At 69.3% G+C, this 13,673-nt stretch carries 14 protein-coding genes and 1 tRNA gene; 6 read left to right on the forward strand and 9 right to left on the reverse strand.

Annotated elements, in window-relative coordinates:
• Positions 1–94 precede the first annotated feature (94 nt).
• The 6 genes from E6C64_RS10190 to E6C64_RS10215 form a co-directional block, all read right to left on the reverse strand.
• Positions 95–646, reverse strand: coding sequence for a GNAT family N-acetyltransferase (locus E6C64_RS10190; RefSeq protein ID WP_136427377.1), 552 nt, complete (start codon positions 644–646; stop codon positions 95–97).
• Between the two features lie 150 nt (positions 647–796).
• Positions 797–1,486: a 50S ribosomal protein L1 gene (gene rplA / locus E6C64_RS10195; protein ID WP_136427378.1), complete on the reverse strand. Its 690-nt coding sequence runs from the start codon at positions 1,484–1,486 to the stop codon at positions 797–799.
• Between the two features lie 16 nt (positions 1,487–1,502).
• Positions 1,503–1,931: a 50S ribosomal protein L11 gene (gene rplK / locus E6C64_RS10200; RefSeq protein ID WP_136427379.1), complete on the reverse strand. Its 429-nt coding sequence runs from the start codon at positions 1,929–1,931 to the stop codon at positions 1,503–1,505.
• 139 nt (positions 1,932–2,070) lie between these two features.
• A complete protein-coding gene (nusG, locus tag E6C64_RS10205) occupies positions 2,071–3,111 on the reverse strand; it encodes a transcription termination/antitermination protein NusG (protein ID WP_158437826.1) in 1,041 nt (346 codons plus the stop codon).
• Positions 3,112–3,233: 122 nt separating this feature from the next.
• Positions 3,234–3,509 carry a preprotein translocase subunit SecE gene (gene secE, locus E6C64_RS10210; protein WP_136427380.1) on the reverse strand — a complete coding sequence of 92 codons (276 nt, stop codon included), beginning with the start codon at positions 3,507–3,509 and terminating at the stop codon, positions 3,234–3,236.
• An 81-nt stretch (positions 3,510–3,590) separates the two neighbouring features.
• Positions 3,591–3,663 (reverse strand) — tRNA-Trp (locus E6C64_RS10215).
• A gap of 180 nt (positions 3,664–3,843) precedes the next feature.
• Here E6C64_RS10215 and E6C64_RS10220 point away from each other — a divergent pair.
• The 6 genes from E6C64_RS10220 (at position 3,844) to E6C64_RS10245 (ending at position 10,430) form a co-directional block, all read left to right on the forward strand.
• Entirely contained in the window at positions 3,844–5,100 is a 1,257-nt protein-coding gene (locus E6C64_RS10220; protein ID WP_136427381.1) for a pyridoxal phosphate-dependent aminotransferase, read from the forward strand.
• 99 nt (positions 5,101–5,199) lie between these two features.
• Complete coding sequence (locus tag E6C64_RS10225; RefSeq protein ID WP_233255556.1) at positions 5,200–6,387, forward strand: kynureninase; 1,188 nt, start codon at positions 5,200–5,202, stop codon at positions 6,385–6,387.
• Between the two features lie 165 nt (positions 6,388–6,552).
• Positions 6,553–7,506: an ABC transporter ATP-binding protein gene (locus E6C64_RS10230; protein ID WP_233255557.1), complete on the forward strand. Its 954-nt coding sequence runs from the start codon at positions 6,553–6,555 to the stop codon at positions 7,504–7,506.
• Positions 7,503–8,372 (forward strand): ABC transporter permease, encoded by an 870-nt coding sequence (locus E6C64_RS10235; protein WP_136427383.1) that lies wholly within the window; start codon positions 7,503–7,505, stop codon positions 8,370–8,372. Before E6C64_RS10230 ends, E6C64_RS10235 begins: the two co-directional genes overlap by 4 nt.
• Before the next feature lie 4 nt (positions 8,373–8,376).
• Complete coding sequence (locus E6C64_RS10240; RefSeq protein ID WP_136427384.1) at positions 8,377–9,804, forward strand: sensor histidine kinase; 1,428 nt, start codon at positions 8,377–8,379, stop codon at positions 9,802–9,804.
• Positions 9,801–10,430, forward strand: a complete 630-nt coding sequence (locus E6C64_RS10245) for a response regulator (protein ID WP_136427385.1) — start codon at positions 9,801–9,803, stop codon at positions 10,428–10,430. Before E6C64_RS10240 ends, E6C64_RS10245 begins: the two co-directional genes overlap by 4 nt.
• Positions 10,431–10,611: 181 nt before the next feature.
• Here the strand turns inward: E6C64_RS10245 and E6C64_RS10250 are convergent, their stop codons facing one another.
• The 3 genes from E6C64_RS10250 to E6C64_RS10260 all read right to left on the reverse strand — a co-directional run bounded on the left by E6C64_RS10250 (position 10,612) and on the right by E6C64_RS10260 (position 13,673).
• Positions 10,612–11,376, reverse strand: a complete 765-nt coding sequence (locus E6C64_RS10250; protein ID WP_136427386.1) for an ABC transporter permease — start codon at positions 11,374–11,376, stop codon at positions 10,612–10,614.
• A gap of 1 nt (position 11,377) precedes the next feature.
• Positions 11,378–12,340, reverse strand: a complete 963-nt coding sequence (locus tag E6C64_RS10255) for an ATP-binding cassette domain-containing protein (RefSeq protein WP_136427387.1) — start codon at positions 12,338–12,340, stop codon at positions 11,378–11,380.
• A gap of 142 nt (positions 12,341–12,482) precedes the next feature.
• Positions 12,483–13,673: a UDP-N-acetylmuramate dehydrogenase gene (locus tag E6C64_RS10260; RefSeq protein WP_136427388.1), complete on the reverse strand. Its 1,191-nt coding sequence runs from the start codon at positions 13,671–13,673 to the stop codon at positions 12,483–12,485.

The raw sequence follows: 13,673 nt of genomic DNA on the forward strand, positions 1-13,673 counted from the left end.
GCTTTCGATCGCCGTTCAGGCGGAAATCGCCTGAACGGTGCTCGAAAACGCAGAATCGCCTGAACGGTGAAAGAGCGAAGCTGATCGGCCGCGATCAGGGCTCGACGAGGCGCTCGAGGACGAAGTCATCGTGCCGCTCCGGGCCGACCATGAAGTGCTTCGTGCCGACCACTCGAAAGCCGCTCTTCTCGTAGAAGCGCCGTGCCCGCCCGTTCTGCTGGTTGACCCCGAGCCATACCGACTCCGCCGGGCCCCGTGTCGCGGCTGCGAGGACCGCCGCCATCAGCGGCGCGGCCACTCCCCCGCCATGCCGGTCGGGCAGGACGTAGAACTTGCTGAGCTCGACCGTCGGCCTGTTCGCGACCGCCGCGGCCACCTCGGCGTCGGTCGGATCCGTGAAGACGAGCATCGCGTAGCCGAGCGCCAACGATTCGCCCGGTCGGATGACCTCCTCGACGAGCAGGAGCATCCGCTCGTCGTCGGCGAGATAGGCGTCGAAGCGCGAGACGCTGAGATGGTCGGCGATGAACGCGGCGATCGACTCGGGCGCGGTACCTGGCGGGCAGGCGAGCGGGAACGTCGCCGCCGCGACATCGGCGAGCAGTGGGGCGTCGGAGGCACCCGCCTCGCGGACCTGAAGCGTCATGGCTCCATCCTTCCCGTAACGCCGACCCGTAACGCCGACCCGTAACGCCGAACTGCCCAGTTCTGCTGCCCGAATGCGAATTCAGGCGGCGGAACTGGGCAGTTCGGATGTACGGCTGGTTCAGCTCGCGCTGGATCGGACCGCGTTGGGTCAGATGGCGGAGACGTCCAGTGGGATGCCCGGACCGAACGTGGTCGAGAGCGCACCCTTCTGGATGTAGCGGCCCTTCGAGGACGACGGCTTGAGGCGGACGATCTCCTCGAGCGCGGCCCGGAGGTTGTCGCTCAGCTGCTCCTCGGAGAAGCCCGCCTTGCCGACCACGAAGTGGACGTTGGCGTGCTTGTCGGTGCGGAACTCGATCTTGCCGCCCTTGATCTCCGTCACGGCCTTGGCCGCGTCGGGGGTGACCGTTCCGGTCTTCGGGTTGGGCATGAGGCCGCGGGGGCCGAGCACGCGGCCGAGGCGGCCGACCTTGCCCATGAGCTCCGGAGTGGAGACGGCTGCGTCGAAGTTGGTGTAGCCGGCGGCCACCTTCTCGATCAGCTCGTCGCCACCGACCTCGTCGGCGCCGGCGGCGAGAGCGGCCTCGGCGGCCGGACCCGTCGCGAACACGATGACGCGGGCGGTCTTGCCGGTGCCGTGCGGGAGGTTGACGGTGCCACGGACCATCTGGTCCGCCTTGCGGGGGTCGACTCCGAGCTTCAGCGCGACCTCGACGGTCGAGTCGAACTTGGCGGAGCCGGTCTCCTTGGCGAGGCCGACGGCCTCGTCGGGCGTGTAGAAACGACCCTCTTCGAGCTTCTCAGCGGCGGCGCGGTAGGCCTTTGACTTCTGTGCCATGTCTTCTTCCCCGTCCCTACTCGACCGTGATGCCCATGGAACGGGCGGTGCCTGCGATGATCTTCGCCGCAGCGTCGATGTCGTTGGCGTTGAGGTCGGGCTGCTTGGTGAGGGCGATCTCGCGGACCTGGGCCTGCGTGAGCTTGGCCACCTTGACGGTGTGCGGGGTCGAGGATCCCTTGGCGACGCCGGCCGCCTTCTTGATCAGCTCGGCTGCCGGGGGCGTCTTGAGGATGAACGTGAACGTCCGGTCCTCGTAGACGGTGATCTCGACGGGGATGACGTTGCCGCGCTGCGACTCGGTCGCGGCGTTGTACGCCTTGCAGAACTCCATGATGTTGACGCCGTGCTGACCCAGTGCCGGCCCGATGGGCGGGGCGGGGTTCGCGGCGCCAGCCTTGATCTGGAGCTTGATGAGCCCCGTGATCTTCTTCTGACGTGCCATTGGTGTGTTTTCCCTTTCATTCGAGCGGCCGGAGCCGCTCTCCCGCGATCCCGGCCTTTCCGGAATGCGGTGGTCTGCGCGCGTGCACGTCCCGCTCCAAGCGGGGCCTCACGCGGAGGTGCTGCTGTGCTCCAGAGGACTAGAGCTTGGTGACCTGATCGAAGCTGAGCTCGACCGGCGTCTCGCGCTCGAACAGCGAGACGAGCACCGTGAGCTTGCCGCTCTCGGGCTTGATCTCACTGATCGTACCGGGAAGACCCGCGAACGAGCCCTCCTTGATGGTGATGGTCTCGCCGATCTCGAAGTCGACCTCGGCCGGCAGCTGACGGGCTGCGCTGGCTGCGGTGCGTCCACCGGCGCCTGCCTTCGCAGGAGCCTCGGCGATCTGGACGGTGCTCTTCAGCATGTTGAACGCCTCGTCGAAGCGCAGCGGGGTCGGGTTGTGCGAGTTGCCGACGAAGCCGGTCACACCGGGGGTGTGCCGGACGACGGACCACGAGTCCTCGTTGAGGTCCATGCGGACGAGCACATATCCGGGGATGCGCACGCGGTTGACGAGCTTGCGCTGGCCGTTCTTGATCTCGACGACGTCCTCCATCGGGACCTGCACCTCGAAGACGGCGTCCTCCTGGCCGAGCGTGCCCTTGCGCTGCTCGATGTTGGACTTCACGCGCTTCTCGAACCCGGCGTAGGAGTGGATGACGTACCACTTGCCCGGCTTGGCGCGCAGCTCCTGGCGGAACTCCTCGTAAGGGTCGATCTCGACGGGCTCGGCGTCGGCGGAGTCCGTGTCGGCGTCCGCTTCCGCGATGTCCTCGGCGGTGGCGGGCGTGACGTCGGGCTCGTCCTCGGCGGCCTCCTCGGCGGCGATCTCGGCCTCGTCGTCGGTCGCGGTCACCGCGATGTCGGCGTCGTCGACGGTGTGCACCTCGAGCGCCTCGTCCACGACGGCGTCGGCCTCGGGGTCCGCAGACAGCTCGATCTCGTCGAGGGCCTCTTCGAGGTCGTCCTCCTCGTCGCTGTCGCTGACGATCGACAGCGCCTCGTGCTCAGCGGACTCGCTGGCCTCCTCGTCGGAGCCGAGCACGTTGCCCTCTTGGGCCTCGTCCTCCTCGGAGGACTGCTCGGCTGCGGTGGCAAGGTCGATGTCGTCGCGGTACTCGCGCTCTGAGTCAGACACGTTCTGAGTTCTCTCTTCCTGCGCGGCCTCGGGTCGGGCCGCTCTGGTAGTGCTCGGGGCTCCGGGTCGGGAGCCCGTCGTGGGACGAAGCTGTATGGCTGAGTGCGGGGCCGGCTGTCCGGCTAGGGGGTCGGCGTGCCGAACACGAAGACGACCAGCAGCCCGAAGACCCAGTCGAGCGCTCCGACCACGGCCATCATGATGATCACGAAGACCAGGACGACGGCTGTGAAGCCGAACAGCTCGCGCCTCGTGGGCGTCACGACCTTGCTCAGCTCGGCGATGACCTGCCGGATGAACAGCGCGATGCGAGCGAAGGGCGAACGCTTCGCCTGCCGCTCCTTCCGAGCGATGGCAACGACATCCTCGCTGGGTTCGTCGATGACCTTTCGCGCCACGGACGCTCCTTCGATCGTTGCCACTGAATTGTTCGTGCTGATTGCTCGTGTTGCCGGATATCGCTGCGCTTCGAGAAGCTGCAGGGCGGACAGGACTTGAACCTGCAACCTGCGGTTTTGGAGACCGCTGCTCTACCAATTGAGCCACCGCCCTATGAAGGAATTCGCATGGCTTCGCCACGGGCTCGATGGCCTGTGAGAGTGGAACAGTTCCGCCGATGGGCGTGGCAAAGCCTGGCTTCTTCCAACCAGTACCGGAAAGCTTAGCATCGACCGCCGTCCCCCGGCATTGTGGGACCGCGACGCGCGGAGCCCCGAAGCTAAGCTGAAGGCCATGCCCACCAGCACCACGCCCGCCGCCGCGCCCGCCCCCGTCCTGCCCCGACTCTCGCCGCGGATCGCCGCGATCAGCGAGTCGGCGACGCTCAAGGTGGACAGCAAGGCGAAGGCGCTGCAGGCGCAGGGGCGCCCCGTCATCAGCTACGCGGCCGGCGAGCCCGACTTCGCCACTCCTCGACACATCGTCGAGGCTGCGGCGGCAGCCGTGCAGGACCCCAAGAACTACCGATACACCGCGGCCGTCGGCCTGCCCGACCTACGCGAGGCGATCGCGGCCAAGACCTTGCGCGACAGCGGCCTCGAGGTGTCCCCCTCGCAGATCATCGTCACCAACGGCGGCAAGCAGGGCGTCTACCAGGCCTTCGCCACCATCGTCGGAGAGGGCGACGAGGTGCTGCTGCCCGCGCCGTACTGGACCACCTACCCCGAGGTGGTGAAGCTGGCAGGCGGCGTGCCCGTCGAGGTCTTCGCCGGAGCCGACCAGGACTACCTCGTCACCGTCGAGCAACTGGAGGCCGCACGCACGCCGCGCACCAAGGTGCTGCTGTTCGTGTCGCCCTCGAACCCGACCGGATCCGTCTACTCGAGGGAGCAGACCACGGCGATCGGCGAGTGGGCCGAAGCGAACGGACTCTGGGTCATCACCGACGAGATCTACCAGAACCTCGTCTACCCCGACGGACTCGCGGCCGGCGAGATCCCCAAGGCCGCGCTCTCGATCGTCGAGGCCGTCCCCGCCCTGGCCGACCGGACGATCCTCGTCAACGGGGTCGCGAAGTCCTACGCGATGACCGGATGGCGTCTGGGCTGGATGATCGGCCCGGCCGATGCGATCAAGGGCGCCGCGAACCTGCAGAGCCACCTCACCTCCAACGTCTCGAACATCTCGCAGCGCGCGGCGATCGAGGCGCTCAACGGCCCCCAGGACGAGGTCGAGCAGATGCGTCAGGCGTTCGACCGCCGTCGCAGGCTGATCACCGCGGAGCTGAACAAGATCGAGGGAATCGTCACGCCGCTGCCCGAAGGCGCCTTCTACGTCTACCCGGACGTGTCGGGGCTGCTCGGCCGCACCTGGGGTGGGGTCACGCCGACCACCTCGCTCGAGCTGGCCGACCTGATCCTCGACCAGGCCGAGGTCGCAGCCGTTCCGGGCGAGGCGTTCGGCCCGAGCGGCTACCTCCGCTTCTCCTACGCTCTCGGCGACGACGCCCTGCTCGAAGGCATCCAGCGCCTCCAGCGCCTCTTCGCCTGACCCCTCCTTCTCTCCTACGTTCCGGCGCCATGTGCTCGAAATTCCGTGCACATGAGTCCGGTTCGTGCACATGAACGCCTCCTCAGGAGGATGACCGGCATGCAGTCCAACACCCTGGACGCGGCAGATCCGCTCGCCGCCTTCCGCGCGCGGTTCATCGAGGCACCTGATGTCGTCGCCTACCTCGACGGCAACTCGCTCGGTCGCCCGCTGCAGGTGAGCATCGACGCCCTCACGGAGGGGGCGACGACCGCATGGGCGCAGCGCCTGATCCGCAGCTGGGATGACGGCTGGATCGAGCTGCCCGTCACCCTCGGCGATCGGATCGCCGAGGCCGCGCTTGGCGCCGCGCCCGGCCAGACGGTGGTCGGCGACTCCACGACCGTCCTGCTCTACAAGCAGGTGCGCGCCGCCCTCGCCCTGCGCCCCGACCGGGACGAGCTGATCGTGGCCGTCGACGACTTCCCGACCGATCGCTACGTGCTGGAGGGCATCGCGGCAGAGCGCGGCGCGACCCTGCGCTGGATCCCTAGCGGCGACGTCAGCCCGGATGCCGTCGCCGCTCTGCTCGGCACGCGCACGGCCGTTGTCGTGCTCTCGCACATCGCCTACCGGTCCGGCGCGATCGCCGACGTGCCGGCCATCACGGCTCTCGCCCACGACGTCGGCGCCCTGGTGATCTGGGACCTCTCGCACAGCGTGGGCGCATTCCCCATCCAGCTCGACGAGTGGGATGTCGACCTCGCCGTCGGCTGCTCCTACAAGTACCTCTGCGGTGGTCCCGGAGCTCCCGCCTTCGCCTACGTCGCATCCCGACACCTGGACGAGATCCGCCAGCCGATCCAGGGCTGGCTCGGCGGAGCGGAGCCGTTCGCGATGGGACCGGGCTATCGGCCCGGCCCCGGCATCCGCCGGATGCTGAGCGGCACGCCCCCGATCCTGTCGCTGCTCGCGCTCGGCCCGGCGGTCGACACCGTCGCGGAGGCGGGGATCGAGCGGATCCGCGAGAAGTCCATCGCGCTCACCGAGCACGCCATCGGGCTGGCCGACGAGCTCCTGCCCGACGCGATCCTTGCCACGCCGCGCGATGCTCGCCGCCGCGGCGGTCACGTGACCCTCGATCACCCCGACTTCGAGGCGATCATGCCGAAGCTGTGGGAGCGAGGCGTGATCCCGGACTTCCGCCGGCCCACCGGGATCCGTCTCGGTCTGTCGCCGTTGTCGACCTCGTTCGCCGAGGTCGAGTCGGGCATCCGTGCGATCGCGGAGGAGCTCTCGGAGGTCTGAGGGCGACGCTCGGAGCGCACCCGCCGACCACGGGCACGAAACCGGCATCAGGTGCAGGGAATTTCGAGCACATGGCGCCGGAACGTAGGTATCCACCGGTCGGTGGATGGGGGCTCACCCGGATGAACGCTGGTTCTTCGCGCCCCGTGCGGCGAGAGTTGCAGCGTGAACAACATCGCCCTCCCGGACGCGGTCGTCAGCGTCCGCGATCTCGCCAAGCGCTACGGAGCGTTCGAAGCCCTCCGCGGCGTCTCCTTCGACATCCACCGCGGCGAGACCTTCGCGCTGCTCGGTCCCAACGGCGCCGGCAAGTCGACCACGATCGAGATCCTCGAGGGCTACCGCGACCGCAGCTCCGGCGCCGCCTCCGTGCTCGGCACGGATCCGCAGTCGGGCGGGCTCGAGTGGAAGTCCCGGCTCGGGATCGTGCTGCAGAGCACCGGCGAGCAGGGCGACGTCACCGTGCGCGACCAGCTGGCGCACTTCGCGTCCCTCTATCCGAACCCCCGTGGAGTCGATGAGACGATCGCCGCGGTCGGCCTCGCCGACAAGGCGCGCACCCGCATCCGTGCGCTGTCGGGCGGTCAGCGCCGCCGCGTCGACGTGGCTCTCGGCATCATCGGACGCCCCGAGCTGCTCTTCCTCGACGAGCCGACCACCGGCTTCGACCCCGAGGCCCGTCAGCAGTTCTGGTCGCTCGTGCATCAGCTCAAGGCGGAGGGCACCACCATCCTGCTCACGACCCACTACCTGGACGAGGCCGCCCAGCTCAGCGACCGCGCGGCCGTCATCGCGGGCGGCGAGCTCGTGGCCATCGGAGCCATCGATGAGATCGGCGGCGCCGAGGCCCGCGTGCCTCTCGTTCGATGGACGGAAGGCGGCACCCGTCATACGGAGCGCACGCGTACCCCGGCCGGCACGGTCGCCTCGCTGAGCGCCCGCCTCGGCGCGGAGCCGACCGATCTCGAGATCTACCGGCCGAGCCTCGAGGACATCTACCTCGATCTTGTCCGGGAGAACGCCGAAGCGGCTGCCGCCGAGATCGACGCCGACGGTCCCACCAGTCCGACCACCCGCCCGTCCGCAACGGACCCCATCACGGAAGGCGCATCCGCATGACCGCACTCGCCCCCGCCGCGTCACCGGCGCGGACTCCGCTCGGCAGCTCGATCGCCCGCACTCTGCGGCTGGGCGTGCTCCGGGCCGGCTACGAGATCCGCGTCTACTTCCGGCAGGCGGACGCGATCTTCTTCACCTTCCTCTTCCCCGTGCTGCTGTTCGGCATCTTCTCGGTGGCCTTCAGCGGCCAGGGCAACATCGGCACGGCGCCCGATGGCTCGGGCGGGATCAGCCAGGGCGCCTACTACCTGCCCGGCATGGCCGCCGCGGGCATCCTGCTCTCCGGAGTGCAGAACCTCGGCGTCGACATCGCCAACGAGCGCAGCGACGGCACGCTCAAGCGCCTCGCCGGCACCCCCCTGCCTGTGGTGTCGTACTTCCTCGGCAAGATGGGCCAGGTCCTCGTCACCGGCATCCTGCAGCTCGCCCTGCTGATCGTCATCGCACGAGTGGCCTTCGGCGTGGAGCTCCCCACCGATCCCGCCAAGTGGCTCACCTTCGCCTGGGTGTTCCTGCTGGGCATCGGCACGTCTGCCGTGCTCGGCATCGCCATCTCCCGGCTGCCCCGTCGCGGAAAGAGCGCGACCGCGGTGATCATCCCGATCGTCCTGGTCCTGCAGTTCATCTCGGGCGTCTACCTCTCGTTCACGATGCTGCCCGTCTGGCTGCAGGACGTCGCGAACGTCTTCCCGCTCGCCTGGCTCGCGAAGGGCATGCGCTCGGTCTTCCTGCCGGAGTCGTTCGCCTCGGCGGAGGCCGGCGGTGCGTGGCAGCTCGGAACGGTGGCCGTCGTCCTGCTGCTCTGGCTGGTCGTGGGTATCGTCGTGAGCCGATTCACCTTCCGGTGGATCCGGAAGGACAGCTGACCCGATGACGAAGGGCGAGGGAACCGCGTCCGGATCTGCGCGCGCCACAGGCGCAGGCACAGGCGCAGGCACAGGCGCAGCTGCGTCGAGCGCCGCCCCCAGCGAGTGGCATCGGCGCGCGCTGCCGTGGTGGCACCTCGCCTTCGGCCTCGGCCCTGCGGCCACCCTGGGATTCTGCGCGGTGTTGGCGGACGACGACGCCGTCCCTCTGGCAGCCGTCGCTCTGCTGTCGATGACCGTGCTCTGGTTCGCCTTCGGCCGGCTGTCCTTCGGCAGCCGCACCGCGCGGATGGTGTTCCTGCCGCTGCTGATCCTGGCTCTCACCGTGGCCATCGCCGCCGCACCGAACGCCGCCGTGATCCAGTGCCTGGTGTTCCCCTTCATCTGGGTCTCGATCGACGGCCTCCGCTCGGCGCTGATCGGCAACGCCTTCGTCGCGATAGGCGCGTTCGTCGGCTTCTCCGTGGCCCAGCGGGGAACCGAGTACGGCTACGCCACCGCCGCCGCCATCTCCCTCGTCTCGGTCGCATTCAGCGTGCTGATGGGTCTCTGGATCACCCGGATCACCGTCTGGGGCCACGAGCGCGGGCGCCTGCTGGAGGAGCTGACCGATGCGCAGGCCGAGCTCGCCGCCGCGAACCGCGAGCAGGGCATCGCCTCGGAGCGGGAACGGCTGGCGCGCGAGCTGCACGACACGATCGCGCAGAGCCTCACCGGGCTCGTCATGGTCGCCCAGCGGGCGAGCGCCGCGCGCAACCTGGACCCCGCGGTCCGCGCGGACCTCGAGCTGATCGAGTCGATCGGCCGCGAGACCCTCGGCGAGACCCGTGCACTCGTCGCCTCGTCGGCCAGCGTCCGAGTCGAGGGCGGCCTGGCCGCCGCCGCCTCCCGACTCTCGGCACGGTATCGCCGCGAGACCGGGATCGACGTCGACCTCGACATCCGCGCGGCTCCATCCGAGCTGGACCGGGAGCTCGAGGTGGTCGTGCTGCGCTGCATGCAGGAGGCCCTGGCCAACGTCCGCAAGCACGCCGCCGCATCCCATGTCGTCGTGCGCATCGATGCCGACACCGAGACGCTCGTCGTCGAGGTCCTCGACGACGGAGTCGGCATCTCTGTGGCCGACGCCGAGACCGCCGGCGGCTTCGGTCTCAGCGGCATGCGCGAGCGGCTCGCCCTGGTCGGCGGCCAGGTGACCGTCGCTCCGCGCAGCACCGGCGGCACGTCGCTGCGCGCGACGATCCCGCTCGTCAGACCTTCGGCGCCGAACGGGGCTGCGGCCGACGGGGCAGCGGGCGACAGGACGGCCGCCGACAGGACAGCAGCGAACGCGGCAGCGGTTCAGGTGTCGGAGAGGCGTGCCCGAGCGGAGACCCAGCGCGAAGTGACTCCCGCATCGGATCCGGCCAGTCGGTCGGAGGTGGACGCATGACGATCCGCGCCCTGGTGGTCGACGACCACCCGATCGTCCGAGGCGGGATCGTCGCCCTGCTGTCCTGCGACCCCGAGATCGAGGTGGTCGGCGAGGCAGCCGACGGGCTCAGCGCCGTCCGGCTCGCCGCAGAGCTCTCCCCCGACATCGTGCTGATGGACCTTCAGATGCCCGGCCTCGACGGGGCCGCGGCCACGGAGCGCATCCTCAGCGCCGATCCCGGCATCCGCGTGCTGGTGCTGACCACCTACGAGTCGGACGATCAGATCCTCGATGCGATCGGCGCGGGCGCGAGCGGCTACCTCCTCAAGGCGGCGCCACGCGATGAGATCCTCGCCGGCGTGCACTCGGTGGTCGCCGGCGACACGGCGCTGTCACCCTCGATCGCCAAGACCCTCGTGGGGCAGGTGCGCAGGCGGAGCGCCGAGCCCGAGGCGTCGCTGACGGCACGGGAGCGCGAGGTGCTGGCACTCGTCGCAGCGGGCAACAGCAATCCGCAGATCGGCGCCGCGCTCTTCATCGGCGAGGCGACCGTGAAGACGCACCTGCTGCACGTCTTCGAGAAGCTGGGCGTCTCGGATCGCACCCGCGCCGTCACCAAGGCGTTGGAGCTCGGCATCCTCTAGCCCGAGCGCGCGTGGGGACGTCCCAGACCGGACCGCGGCTGTACCGATAAGCGGACTCGCAGCCCATTCTGGCCGCTTCAGGCCGCTGTGAGGCCTCCAGTCCGCTGATCGGTACACCCACTCCGCTGATCGGTGCGCCCACTCCGCTGATCGGTACGCGAGGACCCACCGAACTTCCCCGTCAGGCGTTCTCCTTGCGGAAGGTGCGGGTGCCGACGTACAGGCCCGCAGCGAACAGGACGACTGTCCAGACCGATCCCCAGAGCACGGCGCTGCTCGCGAAGACGCCGGTGAAGACCTCGCGGACGGCGTTCACGACGTACTTCACCGGGATGAAGTCGCTGGCGATGATCAGCCAGTCGGGCGCCCCCGACCTCGCGCTGATGGGCAGCAGGATGCCCGCCAGCAGCAGCACCGGCAGGGAGATGCTGTTGAGGATCGGCGCCATCACGTCCTCGCTCTTCACCGTGAGGGCGAGCGCGTTAGACCCCGCGGAGCAGGCCGCCCCGAGGAGGATGACCAGGAGGAGACCGAACAGCATCCCTCCGATCGATCCGCGGAGCCCGAACAGGAAGCCGATCGCGATCAGCACGATCCCCTGGACGGCGAGCAGCACGACGTCGCGGAGCACGCGGCCGAGCAGGAGCGCGGTCCGGCTGGCAGGCGTCACCCGCTCGGCCTCGATGACGCCGTCCCGCCACTCGGAGATGAGGCCGAAGCCGGCGAACAGCGCACCGAACAGGCCGAGCTGCACGAGGAGCCCGGGCACGAAGAACGTGTAGGCGTTGTCGGCGCCGATCTGAGCGGCGAGCGGCTCGAGCAGCGGACCGAAGAGGGCCAGGTACAGGATCGGCTGAGTCAATCCGATGATGACCCACGCGGGATTGCGGAGGTTCATCCGCATCTGGCGGCGCCAGACGACGAAGGTCTCGTTCCAGAAGCGCATCTCACGCACCCTCTCGCAGGGATCGACCGGTCAGATTGAGGAAGACATCATCGAGGGTGGGGCGGCGGACCTCGACCGCTTCTGGTACGACGCCCTCGGCGTCGAGCGCACGGATCAGCCCCGGCAGCTCGCGCCCTGCCGTCGGCGTTCGGACCGAGATGACGAGCTGGTCGATCGTCGTGTCACCGAGCGCGGAGAGCACGCGACGGGCCGCCGCAACGTCATCTGCGGATCCCACGGTCAGCTCGATCAGGTCGCCCGAGACCTCGCGCTTGAGTGCCTCAGGAGTTCCGCTCGCGACGATCGAGCCATGGTCGATGACCAGGATCCGATCGCACAGCGCGTCGGCCTCGTCGAGGTAGTGGGTGGTCAGGAAGACGGTGCTGCCGAGCCGCTGACGGAGGTCGGAGATGTGCATCCACAGGTTGGCGCGCGCCTGCGGATCGAGACCGGTGGTCGGCTCGTCGAGGAACACGAGGGTGGGGTCATGCACCAGCCCCATGGCGATGTCGAGCCGCCTGCGCTGGCCGCCGGAGAGCGTCTTGGGCGCACGCTCCCACATGCCGTCGAGCTCGAGCTGCTCGAACAGCTCCCTGCCCCGCCTCTCTGCCTGGGCTCGCGGGATCCCGTAGAGCAGACCGTGATCGACGACCTCCTCGCCGGCCCGCGCATCGCCCGAGGTGGATCCGCTCTGGGAGACGTAGCCGATGTTGCGCCGCACCTCGCTGGCCTGAGTGGCGACGTCGAATCCCGCGACCTGGGCCGACCCCGAGGTGGGCTTGAGCAGAGTCGTCAGCATGCGCAGCGTGGTGGTCTTGCCTGCGCCGTTCGGGCCGAGGAAGCCGACGATCTCGCCTTCGTCGACGTCGAGATCCACGCCGGCGACCGCGATGACCTCGGACCTCTCCCTGCCCCGCTTGGTGGAGAAGGTGCGCGCCAGCTGGCGGGCGGTTATCACGGACATCCGGTCTCCGTTCGGTCGCGAGGTGTGAAGCCGTTCCTAACGCATGCCGCGGACATCCGCTGTCCTATTGCGGAGAGACGACCTGGAAGGCCACGATCCGGCGGCTTCGCACACCCACTCGACCGCCGGGAAGCGCTGGACCTCAGACGGTGAGGCCCACCAGAACCGGTTCGGGGGCGAGCAGCACGCCGAACTCGACCTGCACCATGGCGCGGATGTAGCGGGCGAGCTCCGCAACCTCCTCGGCCGTCGCGCCGCCGGTGTTGACGATGGCGAGCGAGTGCTTGCGGGAGATCGCCGCACGGGAGCCGGGAAGCCGGAAGCCGCGGGAGATCCCCGCGTGCTCGATAAGCCACGCGGCGCTCAGCTTGACCCGGTAGTCCCCGCCCTGGCGCGTCAGCACGGGAGCTCCAGACGCGAGCGGCACGATGATGTCTGGCTCGTCGAGGCTGGTCGGCCATCGGGGAGCGGCCGTCGGCAGGGAGCGGGCGAAGTGCTCGCTGACGATCGGATTGGTGAAGAAGGATCCCGCGCTCACCGAATCGGGGTCGTTCGCGTCGAGCACCATGCCCTTGGAGCGTCGCAGCTCGAGCACCGCCTCCCGCACGACGGCGATCGGGACGTGGTCGCCGAGCCGCACCCCGAGGGTGTTGGCGAGCTGCGCGTAGGCGATCGGTCCGCTCAGGGCGGCGCGGCCGGGCTCTGCCTCGAGCAGCTCGAGCTCGATGGCGGTGACGACGCCGGCGCGGCCCTGCTTGAAGATCGAGGTGCGATAGCCGAGGCCGATCTGCGATGCCCGCCAGCGTCGCACGTCCCCGGTCATCGCGTCGAGGAACTCGACCGCCGCCAGGCTCGCCGCGAGCTCCTGGCCGTAGGCGCCGATGTTCTGGACGGGCGAGGCCCCGCAGGATCCGGGGATGCCCGAGAGCGCCTCCACGCCCGACCAGCCGTTCGCCACGCACTGGGCGACGAGGTCGTCCCACGGCTCGCCGGCCTCGACCTGGACCCGGATGCGGCGACTGGACGCGGAGCGCAGACGCGGGAGGGTGTCGAGCGATGCGCCGCGGGCGATCATCGGGATGCTCGAGGTGGAGGTCGCGACCGGAAGCCGGGACACGCCTCGGGTCGCCGTCTGCACGACCGTGCCGTCGAATCCCTCGTCGGAGACGAGCAGATTCGATCCGCCGCCGACTACGAGCCAGTCGTCGCCCTCGTCCCAGATGGCCGTGACCTCGCCGACGAGGTCGTCGCGCGTGGTCGGACGCACCAGTCGGGCGGCGGGTCCGCCCACCCGCAGGGTGGTGAGCTCGGAGAGTGCTACGCCGGATTCCAC

This window comes from Naasia lichenicola, assembly GCF_004801885.1.
GTDB lineage: Bacteria > Actinomycetota > Actinomycetes > Actinomycetales > Microbacteriaceae > Naasia > Naasia lichenicola.

Bases quoted from the DNA above. Each gene is read 5' to 3' on its own strand.
- E6C64_RS10190 (WP_136427377.1), bottom strand. From the start codon at position 646: ATGACGCTTCAGGTCCGCGAGGCGGGTGCCTCCGACGCCCCACTGCTC.
- E6C64_RS10250 (WP_136427386.1), bottom strand. From the start codon at position 11,376: ATGCGCTTCTGGAACGAGACCTTCGTCGTCTGGCGCCGCCAGATGCGG.
- E6C64_RS10235 (WP_136427383.1), top strand. From the start codon at position 7,503: ATGACCGCACTCGCCCCCGCCGCGTCACCGGCGCGGACTCCGCTCGGC.
- rplA (WP_136427378.1), bottom strand. From the start codon at position 1,486: ATGGCACAGAAGTCAAAGGCCTACCGCGCCGCCGCTGAGAAGCTCGAA.
- E6C64_RS10255 (WP_136427387.1), bottom strand. From the start codon at position 12,340: ATGTCCGTGATAACCGCCCGCCAGCTGGCGCGCACCTTCTCCACCAAG.
- E6C64_RS10220 (WP_136427381.1), top strand. From the start codon at position 3,844: ATGCCCACCAGCACCACGCCCGCCGCCGCGCCCGCCCCCGTCCTGCCC.
- rplK (WP_136427379.1), bottom strand. From the start codon at position 1,931: ATGGCACGTCAGAAGAAGATCACGGGGCTCATCAAGCTCCAGATCAAG.
- E6C64_RS10240 (WP_136427384.1), top strand. From the start codon at position 8,377: ATGACGAAGGGCGAGGGAACCGCGTCCGGATCTGCGCGCGCCACAGGC.
- E6C64_RS10225 (WP_233255556.1), top strand. From the start codon at position 5,200: ATGCAGTCCAACACCCTGGACGCGGCAGATCCGCTCGCCGCCTTCCGC.
- E6C64_RS10245 (WP_136427385.1), top strand. From the start codon at position 9,801: ATGACGATCCGCGCCCTGGTGGTCGACGACCACCCGATCGTCCGAGGC.